The sequence below is a fragment of the Enterobacter sp. 148H3 genome (assembly GCF_034107425.1).
In the GTDB taxonomy this organism is placed as follows: domain Bacteria; phylum Pseudomonadota; class Gammaproteobacteria; order Enterobacterales; family Enterobacteriaceae; genus Enterobacter; species Enterobacter vonholyi.
This window is the reverse complement of record NZ_JAWNEI010000022.1, coordinates 1-22,044: the sequence shown is the minus strand read 5'-3', so window position 1 is coordinate 22,044 and position 22,044 is coordinate 1. Positions and strand designations below refer to the sequence as shown.

Below are 22,044 nucleotides of genomic sequence, written 5' to 3'. Positions count from 1 at the left end.
CCGGCTCAGCAGAGCTTGAGCTGTTGCAGCAGGGTTTTCAGCTGCGCCTTGCGCGGCGCGTCCAGCGGCGAGGCGGGCGGCAGCACGTGCGTGGAGACAGGGCGACCGCAGAGCACAATTGCCTCTTTAATGACGTTCACAAACGGCGTATCCAGCTGATACATCTGCGGGATTTGCAGCAGGGTCTGATGATACTCAGCCGCTTTCGCCACGTCTTTATCCCGCCAGGCTTTCAGAAGATTCACCGACACCTGCGGGGCAAAGTTGACGCTCGCCGAAATCGCCCCGTCGCCGCCGAGCAGCAGGGTATTGAACAGATGATCGTCGTAGCCGCAGAGCACGGTGAAGTGCGGGTGAGCGGCTTTGACGGTATGGATCATGCTGCGCAGATGGGCGATGGAGTCGATGGTGTCTTTGATGCCGATAATGTTGCTGCGCGAGTCGGCGAGGGTTTTCACCAGCGCCGGGGTCAGATCCTGACCGGTCAGCGCCGGGAAGTTATAGAGCATTACCGGCAGCGTGACGCTGTCGGCCACCTGCTCGAAATAGCGGATCAGGTTCGCTTCCGACACTTTCCAGTAGTAGGGGTTGATCACCACGATGCCGTCCGCCCCCGCCTGCTGCGCGTGCTGGCTGAGCTCAATGGTTTCCCGGGCGTTGGTGCCGCCGGTGCCGATCAGCACCGGTACGCGACGATCGACGCGATCGATAGCAAATTGGGCAATGGTTTTACGCTCTTCGGCGCTGAGCTGGGAGAACTCGCCGCCGCTGCCCAGGAAGAACAGGCCGTCAACGCCTGCCGCGATCAGATCGTCGATCAGCGCGGCGGTGCCCTGCTTATCGAGCTGGCCATCGGCGGAAAAAATGGTGGAGACAGGGGGAATGATTCCCGTAAACAACGCGGACTGCGGCATGAGATCTCCTTGCTGAATCATTTTGTTCTACATTATAGAACGGCGTTCATTAAATTAACGATCATACTATGACGCAGGAAAAGCGCAGGTAAATGAGAGATGAAGAGGGAGTGCGGGAAATTTAAGCTGGATCACATATTGCCCCTCACCCCGAACCTCTCCCCTGTAGAGAGAGGTTCGGGGTGAGGGGGTTCTTACTCTACAAGCATCTTCACCACAACTTTTCGCACCTTCGCCGGCGCGCCCACCGCGCACAGCGGCTTGTGCACCTCACCCGGCCAGAACACCACAAAATCCCCTTCGCTCAGCACCACGGTTTTCTCCTGCTCGCCTTCCGGCAGGAACGCGATGTCTTTGTCCGCCAGCCAGTTGGTATCAGGCGCGCCGGGCGGCAGGGTGCTGAAGGTCATCCCCTCCTGACCCTTCATCACGATCTGAATATCCAGATAGCGCGCGTGGTACTCGGCGCGACGTTCGGCGAACGGCTGGGTTGTATCTTCAGAGACCAGATAAAACAGGCTTTTGCCGTTGACGTCGTGCTTGCCGAGCGGCGTCGCGTCGGTGACGTGGGCTTTAACGTGCTCAATCGCCTGGCGCAGATCGTCAGGCAGCCAGGACTGCAGATGGTGGATGTTGCCGATAATCATCAGAAAACCCTCGATATAAAACAACGTTTCATTTTTACCTTTTATACGAGAATCCCGGCTGCCATACCAGCCCTTTTTGGACGAGGTTTGCGCGAGCGCATGTTTATCGGGAATGGTGTTAATTTGCTGTTAATCCTGCCCAGGCAATTATGCAGGGGTTATGCATAACCTCGATCGGCGCTTATCGCGCGGCTGTTCTAACCTCTTGATCATGCTCTTTAATTAACAAAACCCGTTGCCGCCTCACACTTTACTGTTTTGATAATTTGCTCTAAAAAACCATAATTATTTAGTGATTTTTCTTAAGTCAAAAATAGTTAATTACGTTAATTGCATAGCCATTCTTTCCCATGAAACTTATTGTTTAAAATCAGCAACATAACAATACATGTCAAAATATTAAAGTCTACAAAATAATAACAACCTCAAATAATGCCACCGGATCATGCTTAGCTATTCACCCTTCAATAATATGAAATTAATCATTATCTGATGCGAATCATGCAAATGAAAACAAACCCCTTAATATCCATTTTCACGTGAGCAATATCACAATACAGATTATTTAACTGCCTAGTATGAATCACGAAATCAATTGAGCTTAGCCGCCATGAAATTAAATTCATCACATGGCGCATGCCCTTTTTATTCTGAAAAACAGTTAAAGGAATAATTATGGAAAAGCATTACGTCGGTTCTGAAATTGGTCAATTGCGTAGCGTTATGCTGCACCGCCCAAATTTAAGTCTGAAACGCTTAACGCCATCGAATTGCCAGGAGCTGCTTTTCGATGACGTGCTCTCGGTTGAGCGTGCGGGTGAAGAGCATGACATTTTCGCAAACACGCTGCGCGAGCAGGGTGTGGAAGTCCTGCTGTTGACCGACCTTCTGACACAAACCCTTGATATTGCAGAGGCGAAGGCTTGGCTGCTGGATACGCAAATCTCCGACTACCGCCTCGGCCCCACCTTTGCCGGCGATGTCCGCGGCTGGCTGGCGGATATGCCGCACCGCGAACTGGCGCGCAGGCTGAGCGGCGGATTAACCTACGGTGAAATTCCGGCAGCCATTAAAAATATGGTGGTGGATACCCACACGGCGAATGATTTTATTATGAAGCCGCTGCCGAACCATTTATTTACCCGCGATACCTCCTGCTGGATCTATAACGGCGTCTCTATTAACCCAATGGCCAAACCGGCCCGTCAGCGTGAAACCAATAACCTGCGGGCAATATATCGCTGGCACCCGGCGTTCGCCGACGGCGATTTTATTAAGTATTTCGGCGACGAGAATATTAATTACGACCACGCCACTTTAGAAGGCGGCGACGTATTAGTCATTGGCCGCGGCGCGGTCCTGATCGGCATGTCTGAACGCACCACCCCGCAGGGCGTGGAGTTCCTCGCCAACAGCCTGTTCAAACACCGCCAGGCCGAGCGCGTGATCGCCGTTGAGCTGCCAAAACACCGCTCCTGCATGCACCTCGACACCGTCATGACCCACATCGACGTGGACACCTTCTCCGTCTACCCGGAAGTGGTGCGCAAGGACGCCCAGTGCTGGACGCTCACCCCGGACGGACGCGGCGGCCTGCTGCGCACCCAAGAAACCGACCTGCTCCACGCCATCGAGAAAGCGCTCGGCATTAGCCAGGTGCGCCTGATCACCACCGGCGGCGACGCTTTTGAAGCGGAACGCGAGCAGTGGAACGACGCCAACAACGTCCTGACCATCCGCCCCGGCGTGGTGATCGGCTACGAGCGCAACGTCTGGACCAACGAGAAATACGACAAAGCGGGTATCACCGTGCTGCCCATACCGGGCGACGAACTCGGACGCGGCCGCGGCGGCGCGCGCTGCATGAGCTGCCCGCTGGAACGCGACGGAATTTAAAGGAGCCATCATGGAACGAAAACCCACTCTGGTTGTGGCCCTGGGCGGCAACGCGCTGCTCAAGCGCGGCGAGCCGCTGGAAGCGGAGATCCAGCGCCAGAACATCGAGCAGGCCGCCCGCACCATCGCCGGGCTGACGGCGCAGTGGCGCGTGGTGCTGGTGCACGGCAACGGGCCGCAGGTCGGGCTTCTGGCGCTGCAGAACAGCGCCTACGACAAAGTCACGCCCTACCCGCTGGACGTTCTCGGCGCCGAAAGCCAGGGAATGATCGGCTACATGCTCCAGCAGGCGCTGAAAAACAATCTGCCGCAGCGCGAGGTGAGCGTTCTGCTCACCCAGGTAGAAGTGGACGCCGCCGACACGGCCTTCAGCAACCCGACCAAATACATCGGCCCGGTCTACAGCGAAGCCCAGGCAAAAGCGCTGGCCGCGGAAAAAGGCTGGGTGTTCAGGGCCGACGGCAGCTACGTCCGCCGCGTGGTGCCCTCTCCGCAGCCGAAGCGGATCGTCGAGAGCGACGCCATCACGGCGCTGATCCAGCGTGACCACCTGGTGATCTGCAACGGCGGCGGCGGCGTGCCGGTGGTGGAGAACGCCAACGGCTATCGCGGCATTGAGGCAGTGATCGACAAAGACCTCTCCGCCGCCCTGCTGGCGCGCCAGATCGAAGCCGATGCCCTGCTGATCCTCACCGACGCCGACGCGGTGTACCTCGACTGGGGCAAACCGACCCAGCGCCCGCTGGCGCAGGTGACGCCGGCGCTGCTCAGAGGCATGCAGTTCGACGCAGGATCGATGGGGCCAAAAGTGGCCGCCTGCCGCGAGTTCGTTGAAGCCTGTAACGGCATTGCCGGGATCGGCGCGCTGGCCGACGGCGCGGAGATCCTGGCAGGCGAGAAAGGCACGTTGATTCGTAACTGAACACTCATTTTAAAAAGGATTTAGCCATGACCATCAACCTGAAAAACCGCAACTTCCTGAAACTGCTGGACTATACCCCGGCGGAGATCCAGTACCTGATCGACCTCGCCATCGAGCTCAAGGCCGCCAAAAAAGCCGGGCGCGAGAAGCAAACCCTGGTCGGGAAAAACATCGCCCTGATCTTTGAAAAAACCTCCACCCGCACCCGCTGCGCCTTTGAAGTGGGCGCGTTCGATCAGGGCGCGCAGGTGACCTATCTCGGCCCAAGCGGATCGCAGATTGGCCATAAAGAGTCGATGAAAGACACCGCCCGCGTGCTGGGCCGCATGTACGACGGCATCGAATACCGCGGCTATGGTCAGGCCATCGTCGAAGAGCTGGGCGAGTACGCGGGCGTGCCGGTGTGGAACGGCCTGACCGACGAGTTCCACCCAACGCAAATTCTCGCCGACCTGATGACCATGCTGGAGCACTCCCCGGGCAAAACCCTGCCGGAGCTGAGCTTTGCCTATCTCGGCGACGCGCGCAACAACATGGGCAATTCCCTGATGGTAGGCGCGGCCAAGATGGGGATGGATATCCGCCTCGTCGCGCCGAAATCCTTCTGGCCGGAAGCGGGGCTGGTTGAGCAGTGCCGCGCCATCGCGAAAGAGACGGGCGCGCGCATCACCCTCACCGACGACGTGGAAGAAGGCGTGCAGGGGACCGATTTCCTCTACACCGACGTGTGGGTCTCCATGGGCGAGCCGAAGGAAGCCTGGGCCGAGCGCGTCAGCCTGATGAAGCCATATCAAATTAACGCCCAGGTGATGAAGGCCACCGGCAACCCGAACGTCAAATTCATGCACTGCCTGCCGGCGTTCCACAACGAACACACCAAAGTGGGCCGCGAGATCGAGATGGCGTACGGCCTGAAGGGGCTTGAAGTGACGGAAGAGGTCTTCGAATCGCCGAATTCCATCGTCTTCGACGAAGCAGAGAACCGCATGCACACCATCAAAGCGGTCATGGTGGCGACACTCGGCGACTAATCACCGCCCGGCGCGCCGCGGGTGCGCCGGGTTTAAGGAGAACATCATGGGCAAGTTCAAGTTTCCCTCCGCTTACACCATTCTCTTTTTCCTGATTGCCGTTGTGGCGGCGCTGAGCTGGGTCGTCCCCGCCGGTCAGTACCAGATGGCGATGAACGAAACCCTCGGTAAAGAAGTCCCGATTGCCGGCACCTACGCGCACGTGGCGGCACATCCGCAGGGGCTGGTTTCCGTCCTGATGGCGCCCATCGCCGGGCTGTACGATCCGGTCTCCGGCCAGGCCGGGGCGATCGACGTGGCGCTGTTTATTCTGATCATCGGGGGATTTCTCGGGATCGTCACCAAAACCGGGGCGATTGACGCCGGGATCGAGCGCGTCACCACCCGGTTACGCGGGCGGGAGGAGTGGATGATCCCGATCCTGATGGCGCTGTTTGCCGCGGGCGGCACGATTTACGGCATGGCCGAAGAGTCACTGCCTTTCTACACCCTGCTGGTGCCGGTGATGCTGGCCGCCCGGTTCGATCCGGTTGTCGCCGCCTCCACCGTGCTGCTCGGGGCGGGGATCGGCACGCTCGGCTCCACCATCAACCCGTTTGCCACGGTCATCGCCGCCAACGCCGCCGGGATCCCCTTTACCAACGGCATCGCCCTGCGCGTGGCGCTGCTGGTCATCGGCTGGATCATCTGCGTGGCGTGGGTGATGCGCTATGCCCGCAAAGTCCGCCAGGATCCGTCGCTGTCGATCGTCGCGGATAAACTGGAAGAGAACCGCGCCCATTTCCTTGGCAACAAGGGCGAACAGTCGCTGGAATTCACCCCGGTGCGCAAAATCATCCTGGTGATTTTTGCCCTCGCCTTCGCGGTGATGATCTACGGCGTGGCGGTGCTGGGCTGGTGGATGGCGGAGATCTCCGCGGTGTTTCTCGCCAGCGCGATTATTGTCGGCCTGATTGCCCGCATGAGCGAAGAGGAACTGACGTCGACGTTTATCAACGGCGCGCGAGATTTGCTGGGCGTCGCGCTGATTATCGGCATCGCGCGCGGTATCGTAGTCATCATGGATAAGGGCATGATTACCCACACCATTTTGCACAGCGCGGAAGGGCTGGTCAGCGGGTTGTCCACGGTAGCGTTTATCAACGTGATGTACTGGCTGGAGGTCGTGCTGTCGTTTCTTGTGCCATCTTCATCCGGCTTGGCCGTTCTGACGATGCCGATCATGGCGCCCCTTGCCGATTTCGCTAACGTCAACCGCGACCTGGTGGTGACGGCTTACCAGTCGGCCTCCGGCATCGTTAACCTCGTCACGCCCACTTCTGCCGTCGTGATGGGCGGGCTGGCTATCGCCCGGGTGCCTTACGTGCGCTATCTGAAATGGGTGGCGCCGCTGCTGGCGATCCTGACGGTGGTGATTATGGTGGCGTTAAGTCTGGGGGCGTTGTTGTAATTTGCCGGATGGCGCTGCGCTTATCCGGCCTACGGATCGGTGCGGTGCCACCGGTTATTTCGGGAACTGATATGGGAACTATGATGGATTACGAAGAGTACTCTCCCAAAGAGCAACTACAGCTGACGGTGTGCCAGCGCCTGATCGCAGAAAAGAGTTACCTCTCTCAGGAGGAGATCCGCCGGGATTTACAGGAGCGTGGTTTTGAGACCATCAGCCAGTCCACCGTTTCACGTCTGCTTAAATTGCTCGGTGTCATAAAAATTCGAAATGCCAAAGGGCTAAAGATTTATTCGCTGAATCCCCAGCTGCGCCCTGCCCCCGACGCCGCGCGTACCGTGTCCGAAATGGTGGTCAGCGTCGAGCATAATAGCGAGTTTATCCTTGTTCATACCGTCGCCGGATATGGCCGCGCGGTGGCGCGTATTCTGGATTATCACCAGCTTCCGGAAATTTTAGGCGTGGTGGCCGGCAGCAGTATCGTCTGGGTCGCTCCCCGGCTCGTGAAGCGCACCGCGCTGGTGCATAAGCAAATTAATTATTTACTCAGAACGCATTAATATTCACAAAGAACCGTTTGCATTGAGTAAAGCGTGCATTAAATCGCTTGATCCGAAAAGCGAGCTGCGTATAATGCCCGACAATTTGCCGGGAGGAAGCATGGTCAAGCGTGTACGACATAACGTCTTACCGCGTCTGAAATCAGACGCTGGCCTGCCGTTTTTCTTCCCGTTGCTAAACCTATTCCCAGAGCCCCTCATTTGAGGGGCTTTTTTTTGCCCGGCGTCAGGAGATAAACATGAATCCGCTTTATCAAAAACACATCATTTCCATAAACGACCTCAGCCGTGAAGAGCTGGAACTGGTTCTGGAAACCGCGGCAAAACTGAAGGCCAATCCGCAACCGGAGCTGCTGAAGCACAAGGTGATTGCGAGCTGCTTCTTTGAAGCCTCAACCCGCACCCGCCTCTCCTTTGAGACCTCCATGCACCGCCTGGGCGCGAGCGTGGTGGGCTTCTCGGACAGCAGCAACACGTCGCTGGGTAAAAAAGGCGAGACCCTGGCGGATACCATTTCAGTGATTAGCACCTACGTCGACGCAATTGTGATGCGTCATCCACAGGAGGGCGCGGCGCGCCTCGCGACCGAGTTCTCCGGCGGCATTCCGGTGCTGAACGCCGGTGACGGTGCCAACCAGCACCCAACGCAGACGCTGCTGGACCTGTTCACCATTCAGGAGACGCAGGGCAAACTTGAGAACCTGAACATCGCCATGGTTGGCGACCTGAAATACGGCCGCACCGTTCACTCCCTGACCCAGGCGCTGGCGAAATTTAACGGCAACCGCTTCTTCTTCATCGCCCCGGACGCGCTGGCGATGCCGCAGTACATTCTCGACATGCTGGACGAGAAAGGCATTCAGTGGAGCCTGCATGCCAGCATCGAAGAGGTGATGAGCCACGTGGATATTCTCTACATGACCCGCGTGCAGAAAGAGCGTCTGGACCCGTCCGAATACGCCAACGTGAAGGCGCAGTTCGTGCTGCGCGCCAGCGACCTCGAGGGCGCGCGCGACAACATGAAGGTCCTGCATCCGCTGCCGCGCATCGATGAGATCACCACAGACGTGGATAAAACGCCGCACGCCTGGTACTTCCAGCAGGCCGGGAACGGCATCTTCGCCCGCCAGGCGTTACTGGCACTGGTTCTGAATCGCGAATTGGCACTGTAAGGGGAAACGACCATGACACACGATAACAAACTCCAGGTTGAAGCCATCAAGCGCGGCACCGTGATTGACCACATCCCTGCGCAGGTGGGCTTTAAGCTGCTGACGCTGTTCAAACTGACGGAAACCGACCAGCGCATCACCATCGGCCTGAACCTACCGTCGGGCGAGATGGGCCGCAAAGACCTGATTAAAATCGAGAATACCTTCCTGACCGACGAGCAGGTCAACCAGCTGTCGCTGTACGCACCGGACGCCACCGTCAACCGCATCGACGAGTATGAAGTGGTCGGTAAATCCCGCCCGAGCCTGCCGGATCGCATTGAAAGCGTGCTGGTCTGCCCGAACAGCAACTGCATCAGTCACGCTGAGCCGGTTTCCTCCAGCTTTGCAGTGAAAAAACGCGCCGATGACATCGCACTCAAATGCAAATACTGCGAAAAAGAGTTTTCTCATTATGTGGTGCTGGCCAACTAATTGAGGTTGGTAATGAAATCCCGGCTGTTATAATGGCCGGGAACATTCTTAACGCTGTAATTCTGGAGAAAACATGAGCAAAGTACTCGCGACGGAAAATGCACCAGCGGCTATCGGCCCTTACGTTCAGGGCGTTGATCTGGGTAACATGATCATCACTTCCGGGCAGATCCCGGTGAACCCAAAAACCGGCGCGGTGCCGGAAGATGTCGCGGCACAGGCGCGTCAGTCGCTGGAAAACGTGCAGGCTATCGTTGAATCTGCCGGTCTGAAAGTAGGTGATATCGTGAAAACTACCGTTTTCGTGAAAGATCTGAACGATTTCGCGACCGTTAACGCCACCTACGAAGCGTTCTTCACCGAGCACAACGCCACCTTCCCGGCGCGCTCCTGCGTGGAAGTGGCCCGTCTGCCAAAAGACGTGAAAATTGAAATCGAAGCGATCGCCGTACGTCGCTAATTCGCTTTGGCGATAAAAAAGGCAGCCGAGGCTGCCTTTTTTTGTTGCTTGCTACTGATTCCGCGTCGCCCTGAGCAGCGTCTCCAGCGGATATACCGCCGCAATCACCACCTCGTCCTGCACCTTCGCCGCGTTATCCAGCTCGCTCTGAATCGACGCGATCTCTTTATCATCCAGCGTCCCCTGGCGCGCCACCAGATCCGTCAGCCTCAGGCCAATGGAGGCCAGCTTATCCACCTCCTGGATCACCGGCTTCATCGCCTTGAGCTGATAGCTGTTTTCGCTTAACGCCAGCGCGTCGCTGGTGTTGCTCTGCCAGCGGTTAAACACGTGGCGCAGGGCGTCGGCGCTTTCCGTATCTTCCGCATCGCTCACCAGACGGTCCGCCCATTTGTGCATCTGGCGCACGGTGGCGCTTTCGGCGTTCAGCGCATCGGCGAAGCGGTTGAGCGGCTCGAACTGATGATAATTTCCCGCCTGGAACTTCAGGTGCTGGCGGGTGTAATACTGCGCGGGCTCTACCGCCTGAGCGAGGATCTGCAGCGGCAGCATGTCGGCATTACCGGCAAGGCGCGTGAACTGCACCTGCTGCTGGGTATGCTGCTGCAGCCCAACCGACACCGTCGACCAGCTGTCCATCGCCTGCAGGCGGGTGTACATGTTATCGACGTCGTTGACGTCCTGCGCGGACCACAGCCGCTCTGCCACCGCGAAGGTGCGCGGCCACAGGCGAATATCCAGCACTGGCGCCACCACGTTTTCCGCCCACAGCGCGGCTTCACCGCCGAGCAGGTTGGCCTGGTTCGCCGCGTCCGGCACGACCGGCGGAATGCCTTTCGGCACCTCGTCCAGACGCGTGCCGCTGATTGGGTAGCGCGTATTCCCGACAAGGAAATAACCGGCGAGTTTGTCGTTATCGACGGTGACGACAGGGCGCGTTTCGCCCATCCACGTATCAACGGTAAATGTGACCTGGCTATCATCGCGCCATTCGATGTTCTGCACCGCGCGGCGGGATTTCCCGGCAAAATCAATAAACCCGCGCCAGCCGGCATCCCCTTTCACCAGCGTGAAGCTCCCCTCCACCGGCTTGCCCTTCAGGCGCGGCATGGAAAAGGCCCAGCTCTGGACGCTGTCGGTGTCGGCAATCACATCCACGCCGTTCAGCCCCTGCGGGACAATTTCGTTGCGGTAGTGATAGGCGGTGGACTGGGGCTGGTCGAGATAGAAACCGGTGGAGAGAATGCCCTTGTAGCCGTTCTGCGCCACCTGCCCCAGCGCGTCCTGACCCTGCCAGGACTGGATCAGAATGCTTTTCGGCAGACCGGGATGGTAGATCTCATCCCAGCCGACCATCTGGCGGCGATGCTTCTCGAGGATCGTTTCCAGCCTGCGGTTGAAGTAAGCCTGCAGCGCGTGGCTGTCCGCCAGCCTGTTGTCGCGCATAAACTGCTGGATGGCCGGGTTCGCTTTCCACTGGCTATCGTCCACCTCATCACCGCCGATGTGCAGATACGGATCGGGGAAGATCGCCGCCAGTTCGCTGACCATCGCGTCGGCAAAAGCGTAAGTTGCGTCTTTTGTGGGATCCAGCACCGGCTTCAGCACGCCCCAGTGGCGCTCCATGGCGTACGGCCCCGGGGCGCTCATCAGCTCCGGGTAGGCCACGGCAATCGCCGAGGCGTGGCCCGGCATGTCGATCTCCGGCACCACGCGAATGCCGCGCTCGGCGGCGTAACGCACCACCTCGCGCATCTGCTCAGGCGTGTAGAACAGACCGTCGCTGGCAAGCTGGGTTAATTTTGGATAACGCTTCGAGCTGAAGCGCCAGCCCTGGTCGTCGGTCAAATGCCAGTGCAGCACGTTGAGCTTCGCCGCAGCCATGCCGTCGATCTGGCGTTTAATATCCGTCAGCGGGATAAAGTGACGTGCCGAATCGAGCAGCAGCCCGCGCCACGGGAAGCGCGGCGAATCTTCAATGGTAACCCACGGCAGAGAGGTGTTTTCCGCCCCGTTCTGCACCAGCTGGAGCAGGGTTTCCATGGCGCGCAGCGCGCCGAAGCGGGTGTTGGCGGAGATATTCACCCCGCTGGCGTCCACCGTGAGCTTATAGGTTTCATCGCTATCTGGCAGCGGCTGCGGCTTGACCTTTTTAGCGATGGCGATGCGGATAGTCGGTTTGTCCGGCTTTTCAGCCTGAGGCTGCAGCGTCCAGCCGGTTTGCAGGGCGATGCGCTGGCGCAGGCGGTTGACGGCGTCACCGAGATCGTCCCCGCTGACGCTAATGGATACGTTGTTGCTGAGCACCAGCGCGCCCTGAGTCGTCGGGCGTTCGACCTTGGCAGGCCAGGGCATTAAAGGGAGATCCCCTGCCGGGGCGGCAAAGGCAGAAGCGCCGAGCATCAGCCCGGCGGTTAAGAGACTGTACCGTAACATGAATGTTCCTTATCTGACGGGCCAAATAAAGGCAAAACATTCTGTTAACATGCGCTCAATTTGTCGTCAAGCGAATGCGCCGACGGAGATCACAGGTTATTGAATTTGGGAGGAAAGCTATTGCCCGGTGGCGCTGCGCTTACCGGGCCTACGTTTCGGGAGTAGGCCGGGTAAGGCGAAGCCGCCACCCGGCAAACATAACTTACTGCCACCCATACCGACGCGCATAGAACCCTTTCACCATCTGGGTCAGCACCATATAACCGGCGAGGATCGCCACCAGCCAAGGGAAGTAGCTCAGCGGCAGCGCCTGCAGCTGCAGGTAGCTCGCCAGCGGCGAGAACGGCAGCGCGATGCCGAGCGCCATCACAATGCCCGTCATCACAATCAGCGGCCACGCGGCACGGCTCTGGATGAACGGAATGCGGCGGGTGCGGATCATATGCACAATTAGCGTCTGCGACAGCAGGCCTACCACGAACCAGCCGGACTGGAACAGCGTCTGATGTTCCGGCGTGTTGGCATGGAACACAAACCACATCAGGCAGAAGGTCAGGATGTCGAAGATGGAGCTGATCGGGCCAAAGAACAGCATGAAGCGCCCAAGATCTGCCGGGTTCCAGTGCTGCGGCTTCTGGATCTGCTCGTCGTCCACGTTATCAAACGGAATCGCCACCTGAGACACGTCGTACATCAGGTTCTGGATCAGCAGGTGCAGCGGCAGCATCGGCAGGAACGGCAGAAACGCGCTCGCCACCAGCACGCTGAAGACGTTACCGAAGTTAGAGCTGGCGGTCATTTTGATGTACTTGAGCATGTTGGCAAAGGTACGGCGACCTTCAATCACGCCCTCCTCCAGCACCATCAGGCTCTTTTCCAGCAGAATGATATCCGCAGCTTCGCGGGCGATGTCCACCGCCCCGTCGACGGAAATACCGATATCCGCCGCACGCAGCGCGGGCGCGTCGTTAATGCCATCGCCCATAAAGCCCACCACGTGCCCTTCGCGCTTGAGCAGGGTGACGATGCGCTCTTTGTGCATCGGCGTCAGTCGGGCAAACAGCGTGGTACGCTGGGCAAGCTTCGCCAGCTCGTCATCAGAGAGATGTTCAATATCGCTCCCCACCACCACGTCGCCCGCGTCCAGCCCCACTTCATGGCACACTTTAGCCGCCACCAGCTCGCTGTCGCCGGTGAGAATTTTGACGGTAATACCGCTCGCCTTCAGCGCCTTCAGCGCCGGTGCGGTGGTCTCTTTCGGCGGGTCGAGGAAGGCGATGTAACCCTCGAGGATCAGATCGGATTCGTCAATACGCTGGTAATCACCCTCGCGCGCGGGCAGGAACTTGCTCGCGACCGCCACCACGCGCAGCCCCTGACGGTTCAGGTTATCGGTGACGCGTTTGATGCGGCGCAGCATGGTGTCGTCCAGCGGCACGATGTCGCCGTTATAGCGCACCTGCGTAGACACGTTGAGGATCTCCTGCAGCGCCCCTTTGCAGATCAGCTGGTGCACGTCCGTCTGCTCGCTCACCACCACCGACATGCGGCGGCGCTCGAAGTCGAACGGGATCTCATCCACCTTCTGCCAGCGGCCGGAGAGCGTGCGGGCGGATTCCTCATCCACCCCTTCCAGCACCGCGACGTCGAGCAGGTTTTTCAGCCCGGTCTGGTAATGGCTGTTCAGCCACGCGCTGTGCAGGACGCGCTCGCTGGTTTTGCCGGAGATATCGGTGTGGTTCTCCAGCACGATTTTGTCCTGCGTCAGGGTGCCGGTTTTATCGGTGCAGAGGATGTCCATCGCGCCAAAGTTCTGAATGGCATCGAGGTGTTTGACGATCACCTTCTGTTTAGAGAGCTTCACCGCACCGCGCGCCAGCGTGGAGGTGACGATCATCGGCAGCATTTCCGGCGTTAAGCCGACGGCCACGGAGAGCGCAAACAGCGCCGCTTCCCACCAGTCGCCTTTGGTGTAGCCGTTGATCAGCAGCACGATTGGCGTCATCACCATCATAAAGCGGATCAGCAGCATGCTGACGCGGCCAATCCCTTTCTGGAAGGCATTCGGCTCGCTCTCCTGCTCGCTGACGCGCCCGGCAAGCTGACCAAACCAGGTGTTGCCCCCGGTGGCGGTGACAATAGCCTGCGCGGTGCCGCTGACCACCGTGGTCCCCATAAAGCACAGGGTGTCGCACTCGAGCGGGTTCATCTGCTGCGGATCGCGGCTGCGCGCCACCTTTTCAACGGGCAGGGATTCCCCGGTCAGGGAGGCCTGCGCGACGAAAAGATCGCGCGCCTGGATGATGCGTAAATCCGCCGGGATCATGTCTCCCGCCGCCAGCTTCACCAGATCCCCCGGCACCAGCTGGTCGATAGGCAGCTCCACCCAGGCGTTTTCGCCGAGATCGTTAATCACCCGCGAGACGGTCGCGGTGTTGCTGACCATCGCCTTCAGGGCGTCCACCGCTTTGGTGGAGCGCGCCTCCTGAATAAAGTTCAGCAGCGTGGAGATACCGACCATCAGGGCAATGACGCCTGCGGCAAACAGATCTTCCGTCGCGTAGGAGATGAGGCCGAGCACGGTCAGCAGCAGGTTGAACGGGTTGCGGTAGCAGAGCCACAGGTGCACCCACCACGGAGACGGCTTTTGCGCCGGGATCTGGTTATCACCGTGCACGGCGCGGATTTTTTCCACTTCGGCCGCGTTTAGCCCTTCCGGGTGTCCGCCAAAGGCCCGCCAGACTTCGTTTTCATCCATCGCCGCCACGTTCAGGCAGCGTTCGGTCAGGGACGCGGGGATCGCCGCCCCCGCCATGTTTTTGGCATTAGGCAGCGGGTCGCGCTGAACAAGACGGTGTGGCAGGTGGCGGCTCAGCAGGGCCTGCAGCTGCCGGGTGATATTTTTAAACATAGTCATTCCTCCGCATCCGCCAGGGCGGATGCAGCAATTCCTTCAGGCGTGGCAAAGCCGTACCTGAGAGGCACTTAATTTTTCAAGCAGGAACGTTTAAGACGTTGCTGCCTCACGCCGGTGAGACAGCAAAAGCTGGCTTACCGGAAAGAACGCATTCTCCCGTTCAGGAGAGGTGTGGGATCGGGATCCATGAAGCCTCCGGTAAGTAAAAAACAGGGTGTCGCCGCGCAGTCCAGGGATTTAGGCATACCCTTTATGACGATTCGGGCGGTATTATACCCCCCTGCAAATAAACCGAACGTAAACCAGACTTTGCCCATAGCGAAATCGCGCTATAGCATTAGGCTCAATTCACTACATCGTCGTTGTTACAGGGAATACAGCATGCAGAACCGTCTTACGATTAAAGACATCGCGCGTTTAAGCGGCGTGGGGAAATCGACCGTCTCACGCGTGCTGAATAACGAAAGCGGCGTCAGCGAACGCACCCGCGAGCGCGTCGAGGCGGTTATGAATCAGCACGGCTTTTCCCCTTCCCGCTCCGCGCGCGCCATGCGCGGGCAGAGTGACAAAGTCGTCGCCATCATTGTCTCGCGTCTGGACTCTCTGTCTGAAAACCTCGCCGTGCAGACGATGCTGCCCGCCTTCTACGAGCAGGGATATGATCCGATCATGATGGAGAGCCAGTTCTCGCCACAGCTGGTGGAAGAGCATCTGGGCATGCTCCAGCGGCGCAACATTGACGGCGTGGTCCTGTTCGGCTTTACCGGCATCAAAGACGAGATGCTAAAACCCTGGCAGCCGTCGCTGGTGCTGCTGGCGCGCGATGCCCACGGGTTTGCCTCCGTCTGCTATGACGACGAGGGCGCGATTATCACCCTGATGCAGCGCCTGTTTGACGAAGGCCATCGCCACATCAGCTTCCTCGGCGTCCCGCACGCGGACGTCACCACCGGCAAGCGTCGTCATGAGGCCTACCTGGCCTTTTGCAAAAAGCACAATCTTTCCGCCGTGGCCTCCCTGCCGGGTCTGGGCATGAAGCAGGGCTACGAGCAGGTCGCCAGCGTACTGACGCCGCAGACCACCGCGCTGGTGTGCGCCACGGATACCCTTGCACTGGGTGCCAGCAAATATCTGCAGGAGCAGCGTATCGATAACCTGCAGGTGGCGAGCGTCGGCAGCACGCCGCTGATGAAGTTCCTGCACCCGGAGATCATCACCGTCGACCCGGGCTACGCCGAATCCGGCAGACAGGCCGCCGCGCAGCTGATCGAGCAGATAAACGGGCGCGCTGAGCCGCGTCAGATCGTCATTCCCGCTCACCTTTCGTAATCCCCATAAAATAGATTATTGTGATCTTCGCCCGATTTCGGGAACGTTCCCATTTTCGCCGCCACGCTGAAGGAGTAGGCTTGCGCTCAGGTCATTACCCCCCTCACCATCTGTCATGAGGTTTCATGATGAGTAAAGTCAAACAAGCAGATATCGATCGGTTGATCGTCCTGGTCGGCGGCCGCGAAAACATCGCCACCGTCAGCCATTGCATTACCCGCCTGCGCTTCGTGCTGAACGATCCGGCCAAAGCCAACCCGAAGGCCATTGAAGAACTTTCCATGGTCAAAGGCTGCTTCACCAACGCCGGGCAGTTCCAGGTCGTTATTGGTACCGAAGTGGGCGATTACTATCAGGCTCTGCTGGCGACAACCGGGCACTCCTCCGCCGATAAAGAGCAGGCGAAGAAGGCCGCGCGCCAGAATATGAAGTGGCACGAGCAGCTGATTTCCCACTTCGCGGAAATTTTCTTCCCGCTGCTGCCCGCGCTGATCAGTGGGGGCTTGATCTTAGGCTTCCGTAACGTCATCGGCGATGTGCCGATGAGCGACGGTAAAACCCTGGCGCAGATGTATCCGGCGCTGAAAACCGTTTACGATTTCCTGTGGCTGATTGGCGAGGCGATCTTCTTCTATCTGCCGGTCGGGATTTGCTGGTCTGCGGTGCGTAAAATGGGCGGCACGCCGATTCTCGGAATCGTGCTGGGCGTCACGCTGGTTTCTCCACAGTTAATGAACGCTTACTTACTTGGTCAGCAGGTGCCTGAGGTGTGGAACTTCGGCCTGTTTACCATCGCCAAAGTGGGCTATCAGGCTCAGGTCATTCCGGCCCTGCTGGCGGGTCTGGCGCTGGGCTTTATTGAAACGCGCCTGAAACGCATCGTGCCGGATTACCTCTATCTGGTGGTGGTGCCGGTCTGCTCGCTGATCCTGGCGGTGTTTCTGGCGCACGCCTTTATCGGTCCGTTTGGCCGCATGATTGGCGACGGCGTGGCCTTCGCGGTGCGTCACCTGATGACCGGCAGCTTCGCCCCGATTGGCGCCGCGCTGTTTGGCTTCCTGTACGCCCCGCTGGTGATCACCGGCGTGCATCAGACCACGCTAGCCATTGATATGCAGATGATCCAGAGCCTCGGCGGCACACCGGTCTGGCCGATTATCGCCCTGTCTAACATTGCTCAGGCGTCAGCGGTGACCGGCATCATTATCGTCAGCCGCAAGCACAACGAACGCGAGATCTCCGTTCCGGCGGCCATCTCCGCCTACCTCGGCGTCACCGAACCGGCGATGTACGGTATCAACCTGAAATACCGCTTCCCGATGCTCTGCGCGATGATCGGTTCCGGTCTGGCTGGCCTGGTGTGCGGACTGAACGGCGTAATGGCAAACGGGATTGGCGTCGGCGGCCTGCCGGGCATCCTCTCCATCCAGCCCGCTTACTGGCAGGTGTTCGCCCTGGCAATGGCCATCGCCATTATCGTCCCAATGGCGCTGACCACCGTGGTTTACCAGCGTAAGTTCCGTCAGGGCTCGCTGCAGATTGTTTAACTCTCTCTTTCGGGGCGCAGTTGCGCCCCTTCGCATTTGCAGGAACACACTATGAATATCCTTCCTCACTGGTGGCAAAACGGCGTTATCTACCAGATTTACCCCAAGAGTTTCCAGGATACCACCGGCAGCGGCACCGGCGATCTGCGCGGCGTGACGCAGCGTCTGGACTACCTGAAAACCCTCGGCATCGACGCCATCTGGCTGACGCCGTTTTATATCTCCCCGCAGGTGGACAACGGCTACGACGTGGCAAACTACACCGCCATCGACCCGGCCTACGGCACGCTGGATGATTTCGACGAGCTGGTCGCTGAGGCGCACGCGCGCGGCATTCGCATCGTGCTGGACATGGTGTTTAACCACACTTCCACGCAGCACGCCTGGTTCCGCGAATCGCTGAACAAAGCGAGCCCGTACCGCCAGTTCTACATCTGGCGAGACGGCACGCCGGAGCAGTTGCCCAATAACTGGCGCTCCAAGTTTGGCGGCAACGCCTGGCGCTGGCACGCGGAGAGCGAGCAGTATTACCTGCACCTTTTCGCACCGGAGCAGGCCGATCTCAACTGGGAAAACCCGGCGGTGCGCGCCGAGCTGAAAAAGGTGTGCGAATTCTGGGCCGATCGCGGCGTGGACGGCTTGCGCCTCGACGTCATTAACCTGATTTCGAAAGATCAGGATTTCCCTGACGACAACACAGGCGACGGTCGCCGCTTCTACACGGACGGGCCGCGCATCCACGAATATCTGCAGGAAATGAGCCGCGACGTCTTCACCCCGCGCAACCTGATGACGGTGGGCGAGATGTCCTCGACCTCGCTGGAAAACTGCCAGCAGTACGCGTCGCTCGACGGGCGCGAGCTGTCGATGACCTTTAACTTCCACCACCTGAAGGTGGACTACCCGGGCGGCGAAAAGTGGACGCTGGCGAAGCCAGACTTCGTGGCGCTCAAAACCCTCTTCCGCCACTGGCAGCAGGGGATGCACAACAAAGCCTGGAACGCGCTGTTCTGGTGTAACCACGATCAGCCGCGCATTGTGTCGCGCTTTGGCGACGAAGGGGAATACCGGGTTCACGCCGCGAAGATGCTCGGCATGGTACTGCACGGCATGCAGGGCACGCCGTATATTTATCAGGGCGAGGAGCTGGGGATGACCAACCCGCACTTCAGCCGCATCACCGATTACCGCGACGTGGAAAGCCTGAACATGTTCGCGGAACTGCGCGCCAACGGCCGCGATCCGGATGAATTACTGGCGATTCTGGCGAGTAAGTCCCGGGATAATGGCCGCACGCCAATGCAGTGGGACGCGTCGCACAACGCGGGCTTTAGCGAGGGCGAACCGTGGATTGGCGTCTGCGATAATTACGAAACCGTGAACGCCCGCTCGGCGCTCGACGATGCGGATTCCGTCTTCTATACCTATCAGTCGCTGATCGGCCTGCGCAAAACCCTGCCGGTGCTGACCTGGGGAGATTATGAAGATCTCCTGCCGGAGCATCCTTCTCTGTGGTGCTATCGCCGCCAGTGGCAGGGACAGACCTTGATTGTTGCGGCAAACCTGAGTAATACGCCTCAGGAATGGCAGACAGACCTTCTCAGCGGTAAGTTGCAGGTGCTGATGAGTAACTACCCGACACCGCAAACGACGTCGCTGCGTCCGTTTGAAGCCGTCTGGTGGTTGCCGCAGTAGCATTCCCTGCCGGGTGCGGCTCAGCACCCGGCTTACTTAACTGTTTTTGTTGAGTAATTAATCAGATTTTTCTCTCGCGCCTTTACAATCGCTGAAGCGCCCGTCGTTTGTACTCTCGTTTTTTTACTTTGTTCTGCATCAAATAAATCGCAAACATGTTTGATGCAAATCACTATATGTAGCACTTAAAATGCACGCCAACCCAACATCTTGTATTTATCGTCTACTATTCCAACAACAAGACGGCGCTTACGCTGGCCGGAATTGTGGATAACACGAGCTGGGAACGCGGGAAGTCTTTGGCCTGGCGGGGAATACGCCCGGAGAAGACTTCTCCACCTCTGTGGATAACCTGTTTTCAAAAAATGGAGTGATCATGACACCGCATGTGATGAAACGTGATGGCTGTAAAGTGCCGTTTAAATCAGAGCGCATCCAGGAAGCTATTCTGCGTGCAGCTAAAGCAGCGGGAGTCGATGACGCAGATTACTGCGCCACCGTCGCAGAAGTCGTTAGCAGCCAGATGAACGAACGCAGCCAGGTCGATATCAATGAGATCCAGACCGCGGTTGAAAACCAGCTGATGGCGGGGCCTTACAAGCAGCTGGCGCGCGCCTACATTGAGTACCGCCACGATCGTGACGTGCAGCGTGAGAAGCGCGGGCGTCTGAACCAGGAGATCCGTGGTCTGGTAGAGCAGACCAACTCTGCCCTGCTCAATGAAAACGCCAACAAAGACAGTAAAGTGATCCCGACCCAGCGCGACCTGCTGGCCGGCATCGTCGCCAAACACTATGCCCGTCAGCATCTGCTGCCGCGCGACGTAGTCTCTGCGCACGAGCGCGGCGAAATTCACTACCACGATCTCGACTATTCGCCGTTCTTCCCGATGTTCAACTGCATGCTGATCGACCTGAAAGGGATGCTGACCCACGGTTTTAAAATGGGTAACGCAGAGATTGAACCGCCAAAATCCATCTCCACCGCCACCGCGGTCACGGCGCAGATCATCGCCCAGGTCGCCAGCCATATTTATGGCGGCACCACCATTAACCGCATTGATGAAGTGCTGGCCCCGTTCGTGACGGCAAGCTTCAACAAGCACCGTAAAACGGCCGAAGAGTGGCAGATCCCGGACGCTGACGGCTACGCCCATTCCCGCACCGAGAAAGAGTGCTACGATGCCTTCCAGTCGCTGGAATATGAGGTGAACACGCTGCACACCGCCAACGGCCAGACGCCGTTTGTGACCTTCGGTTTTGGCCTGGGCACCAGCTGGGAATCACGCCTGATCCAGCAGTCGATCCTTCGCAACCGTATTTCTGGCCTCGGCAAAAACCGCAAAACGGCGGTGTTCCCGAAACTGGTGTTCGCTATCCGCGACGGCCTGAACCACAAGTTTGGCGATCCGAATTACGACATCAAACAGCTGGCGCTGGAGTGCGCGAGCAAGCGCATGTATCCGGACATCCTGAACTACGATCAGGTGGTGAAAGTTACCGGTTCGTTTAAAACGCCAATGGGCTGCCGCAGCTTCCTCGGCGTGTACGAGGATGAAAACGGCGAGCAGATCCACGACGGGCGCAACAACCTGGGCGTCATCAGCCTCAACCTGCCGCGCATCGCGCTGGAGGCAAAAGGTAATGAAGCTGAGTTCTGGAAACTGCTGGATGAACGTCTGCAGCTGGCGCGTAAGGCGCTGATGACCCGTATCGCCCGTCTGGAAGGGGTGAAAGCCCGCGTCGCGCCGATCCTCTATATGGAAGGGGCCTGCGGCGTACGCCTGAAAGCGGACGATGAAGTATCAGAGATCTTCAAAAACGGTCGCGCGTCCATTTCGCTGGGCTACATCGGCATTCACGAAACCATCAACGCGCTGTTTGGCGACACGCACATGTACGACAGCGAAGCCCTGCGCGAAAAAGGGATCGCCATCGTTCAGCGCCTGCGCGACGCGGTAGACCAGTGGAAAGAGGAAACTGGCTACGGGTTTAGCCTCTACAGCACGCCGAGTGAGAACCTGTGCGACCGCTTCTGCCGTCTGGACACCGCCGAATTCGGGATTGTGGAAGGCGTGACCGACAAAGGGTACTACACCAACAGCTTCCACCTCGACGTCGAGAAGAAGGTCAACCCGTACGACAAGATCGACTTCGAAGCGGTGTATCCGCCGATCGCCAGCGGCGGCTTCATCTGCTACGGCGAGTACCCGAACATTCAGCACAACCTGAAGGCGCTGGAGGACGTGTGGGATTACAGCTACCAGCACGTGCCGTATTACGGGACCAACACGCCCATCGACGAATGCTACGAATGCGGCTTTACCGGTGAGTTTGAATGTACCAGTAAAGGCTTCACCTGCCCGAAATGCGGCAACCACGATGCGGCCCGCGTATCCGTGACCCGTCGCGTGTGCGGCTATCTCGGTAGCCCGGACGCGCGTCCGTTTAACGCCGGGAAGCAGGAAGAGGTGAAGCGTCGCGTGAAGCATTTGGGGAATGGGCAGATCGGTTAATCCTCAGCCACGTTAATGCCCGGTGGCGCTGCGCTTACCGGGCCTACGGACCGCTCTCTTTTGTAGGCCGGGTAAGCGC

The 22,044-nt window shown here is 58.6% G+C and carries 17 protein-coding genes and 1 pseudogene; 13 read left to right on the top strand and 5 right to left on the bottom strand.

The genetic code is table 11. The annotated features are described in order from the left end of the window. Positions 1-5: 5 nt before the first annotated feature. The gene (gene yagE / locus USH94_RS21095; RefSeq protein WP_111965348.1) at positions 6-914 is read right to left on the bottom strand and encodes a 2-keto-3-deoxygluconate aldolase; all 909 of its coding nucleotides are present in this window, start codon (positions 912-914) and stop codon (positions 6-8) included. Positions 915-1,108: 194 nt separating this feature from the next. After that, complete coding sequence (locus USH94_RS21090; protein WP_111965417.1) at positions 1,109-1,561, bottom strand: YhcH/YjgK/YiaL family protein; 453 nt, start codon at positions 1,559-1,561, stop codon at positions 1,109-1,111. A gap of 675 nt (positions 1,562-2,236) precedes the next feature. Here USH94_RS21090 and arcA point away from each other — a divergent pair. The 5 genes from arcA (at position 2,237) to USH94_RS21065 (ending at position 7,420) form a co-directional block, all read left to right on the top strand. Further along, positions 2,237-3,457, top strand: coding sequence for an arginine deiminase (arcA, locus tag USH94_RS21085; protein WP_042717403.1), 1,221 nt, complete (start codon positions 2,237-2,239; stop codon positions 3,455-3,457). Positions 3,458-3,467: 10 nt separating this feature from the next. Continuing rightward, entirely contained in the window at positions 3,468-4,379 is a 912-nt protein-coding gene (arcC, locus tag USH94_RS21080) for a carbamate kinase (protein ID WP_111965349.1), read from the top strand. Between the two features lie 26 nt (positions 4,380-4,405). Beyond that, positions 4,406-5,410 carry an ornithine carbamoyltransferase gene (argF, locus tag USH94_RS21075; RefSeq protein WP_008501386.1) on the top strand — a complete coding sequence of 335 codons (1,005 nt, stop codon included), beginning with the start codon at positions 4,406-4,408 and terminating at the stop codon, positions 5,408-5,410. A 46-nt stretch (positions 5,411-5,456) separates the two neighbouring features. Continuing rightward, positions 5,457-6,860, top strand: a complete 1,404-nt coding sequence (locus tag USH94_RS21070; protein WP_111965350.1) for a YfcC family protein — start codon at positions 5,457-5,459, stop codon at positions 6,858-6,860. An 80-nt stretch (positions 6,861-6,940) separates the two neighbouring features. Then, positions 6,941-7,420, top strand: coding sequence for an arginine repressor (locus USH94_RS21065; RefSeq protein WP_111965418.1), 480 nt, complete (start codon positions 6,941-6,943; stop codon positions 7,418-7,420). 3 nt (positions 7,421-7,423) lie between these two features. On the opposite strand, the pseudogene USH94_RS21060 reads toward USH94_RS21065, so the two are convergent. Then, a pseudogene (locus tag USH94_RS21060) lies at positions 7,424-7,541 on the bottom strand (hypothetical protein). On the opposite strand from USH94_RS21060, the gene USH94_RS21055 reads away from it, so the two are divergent. From USH94_RS21055 to ridA, 4 genes are all read left to right on the top strand, one after another. Further along, positions 7,521-7,625 carry a pyrBI operon leader peptide gene (locus tag USH94_RS21055; protein ID WP_022646880.1) on the top strand — a complete coding sequence of 35 codons (105 nt, stop codon included), beginning with the start codon at positions 7,521-7,523 and terminating at the stop codon, positions 7,623-7,625. The pseudogene USH94_RS21060 and the gene USH94_RS21055 overlap by 21 nt on opposite strands. 34 nt (positions 7,626-7,659) lie before the next feature. Further along, the gene (pyrB, locus tag USH94_RS21050) at positions 7,660-8,592 is read left to right on the top strand and encodes an aspartate carbamoyltransferase (RefSeq protein WP_023310198.1); all 933 of its coding nucleotides are present in this window, start codon (positions 7,660-7,662) and stop codon (positions 8,590-8,592) included. A gap of 12 nt (positions 8,593-8,604) precedes the next feature. Beyond that, positions 8,605-9,066: an aspartate carbamoyltransferase regulatory subunit gene (gene pyrI / locus USH94_RS21045; RefSeq protein ID WP_023310197.1), complete on the top strand. Its 462-nt coding sequence runs from the start codon at positions 8,605-8,607 to the stop codon at positions 9,064-9,066. A gap of 73 nt (positions 9,067-9,139) precedes the next feature. Further along, complete coding sequence (gene ridA / locus USH94_RS21040; protein WP_111965351.1) at positions 9,140-9,526, top strand: 2-iminobutanoate/2-iminopropanoate deaminase; 387 nt, start codon at positions 9,140-9,142, stop codon at positions 9,524-9,526. Between the two features lie 51 nt (positions 9,527-9,577). Here the strand turns inward: ridA and USH94_RS21035 are convergent, their stop codons facing one another. Continuing rightward, complete coding sequence (locus USH94_RS21035) at positions 9,578-11,962, bottom strand: beta-N-acetylhexosaminidase (protein WP_111965352.1); 2,385 nt, start codon at positions 11,960-11,962, stop codon at positions 9,578-9,580. A 202-nt stretch (positions 11,963-12,164) separates the two neighbouring features. Then, the gene (mgtA, locus tag USH94_RS21030) at positions 12,165-14,873 is read right to left on the bottom strand and encodes a magnesium-translocating P-type ATPase (protein WP_111965353.1); all 2,709 of its coding nucleotides are present in this window, start codon (positions 14,871-14,873) and stop codon (positions 12,165-12,167) included. 387 nt (positions 14,874-15,260) lie between these two features. Between mgtA and treR the strand changes: the two genes are divergently transcribed. From treR to nrdD, 4 genes are all read left to right on the top strand, one after another. After that, a complete protein-coding gene (treR, locus tag USH94_RS21025) occupies positions 15,261-16,208 on the top strand; it encodes a trehalose operon repressor TreR (protein WP_032651468.1) in 948 nt (315 codons plus the stop codon). Positions 16,209-16,336: 128 nt separating this feature from the next. Then, entirely contained in the window at positions 16,337-17,755 is a 1,419-nt protein-coding gene (treB, locus tag USH94_RS21020; RefSeq protein WP_029739268.1) for a PTS trehalose transporter subunit IIBC, read from the top strand. Positions 17,756-17,806: 51 nt separating this feature from the next. After that, on the top strand, positions 17,807-19,450 hold the full coding sequence (gene treC, locus USH94_RS21015) for an alpha,alpha-phosphotrehalase (protein WP_111965354.1): 1,644 nt from the start codon (positions 17,807-17,809) through the stop codon (positions 19,448-19,450). A 376-nt stretch (positions 19,451-19,826) separates the two neighbouring features. Further along, a complete protein-coding gene (gene nrdD / locus USH94_RS21010; protein ID WP_111965355.1) occupies positions 19,827-21,965 on the top strand; it encodes an anaerobic ribonucleoside-triphosphate reductase in 2,139 nt (712 codons plus the stop codon). Positions 21,966-22,044 lie beyond the last annotated feature (79 nt).

What these genes read in the sequence shown, in the direction of transcription:
- yagE (WP_111965348.1), bottom strand. Translation starts at nt 914, where the DNA reads ATGCCGCAGTCCGCGTTGTTTACGGGAATCATTCCCCCTGTCTCCACC.
- USH94_RS21090 (WP_111965417.1), bottom strand. Translation starts at nt 1,561, where the DNA reads ATGATTATCGGCAACATCCACCATCTGCAGTCCTGGCTGCCTGACGAT.
- arcA (WP_042717403.1), top strand. Translation starts at nt 2,237, where the DNA reads ATGGAAAAGCATTACGTCGGTTCTGAAATTGGTCAATTGCGTAGCGTT.
- arcC (WP_111965349.1), top strand. Translation starts at nt 3,468, where the DNA reads ATGGAACGAAAACCCACTCTGGTTGTGGCCCTGGGCGGCAACGCGCTG.
- argF (WP_008501386.1), top strand. Translation starts at nt 4,406, where the DNA reads ATGACCATCAACCTGAAAAACCGCAACTTCCTGAAACTGCTGGACTAT.
- USH94_RS21070 (WP_111965350.1), top strand. Translation starts at nt 5,457, where the DNA reads ATGGGCAAGTTCAAGTTTCCCTCCGCTTACACCATTCTCTTTTTCCTG.
- USH94_RS21065 (WP_111965418.1), top strand. Translation starts at nt 6,941, where the DNA reads ATGATGGATTACGAAGAGTACTCTCCCAAAGAGCAACTACAGCTGACG.
- USH94_RS21055 (WP_022646880.1), top strand. Translation starts at nt 7,521, where the DNA reads ATGGTCAAGCGTGTACGACATAACGTCTTACCGCGTCTGAAATCAGAC.
- pyrB (WP_023310198.1), top strand. Translation starts at nt 7,660, where the DNA reads ATGAATCCGCTTTATCAAAAACACATCATTTCCATAAACGACCTCAGC.
- pyrI (WP_023310197.1), top strand. Translation starts at nt 8,605, where the DNA reads ATGACACACGATAACAAACTCCAGGTTGAAGCCATCAAGCGCGGCACC.
- ridA (WP_111965351.1), top strand. Translation starts at nt 9,140, where the DNA reads ATGAGCAAAGTACTCGCGACGGAAAATGCACCAGCGGCTATCGGCCCT.
- USH94_RS21035 (WP_111965352.1), bottom strand. Translation starts at nt 11,962, where the DNA reads ATGTTACGGTACAGTCTCTTAACCGCCGGGCTGATGCTCGGCGCTTCT.
- mgtA (WP_111965353.1), bottom strand. Translation starts at nt 14,873, where the DNA reads ATGTTTAAAAATATCACCCGGCAGCTGCAGGCCCTGCTGAGCCGCCAC.
- treR (WP_032651468.1), top strand. Translation starts at nt 15,261, where the DNA reads ATGCAGAACCGTCTTACGATTAAAGACATCGCGCGTTTAAGCGGCGTG.
- treB (WP_029739268.1), top strand. Translation starts at nt 16,337, where the DNA reads ATGAGTAAAGTCAAACAAGCAGATATCGATCGGTTGATCGTCCTGGTC.
- treC (WP_111965354.1), top strand. Translation starts at nt 17,807, where the DNA reads ATGAATATCCTTCCTCACTGGTGGCAAAACGGCGTTATCTACCAGATT.
- nrdD (WP_111965355.1), top strand. Translation starts at nt 19,827, where the DNA reads ATGACACCGCATGTGATGAAACGTGATGGCTGTAAAGTGCCGTTTAAA.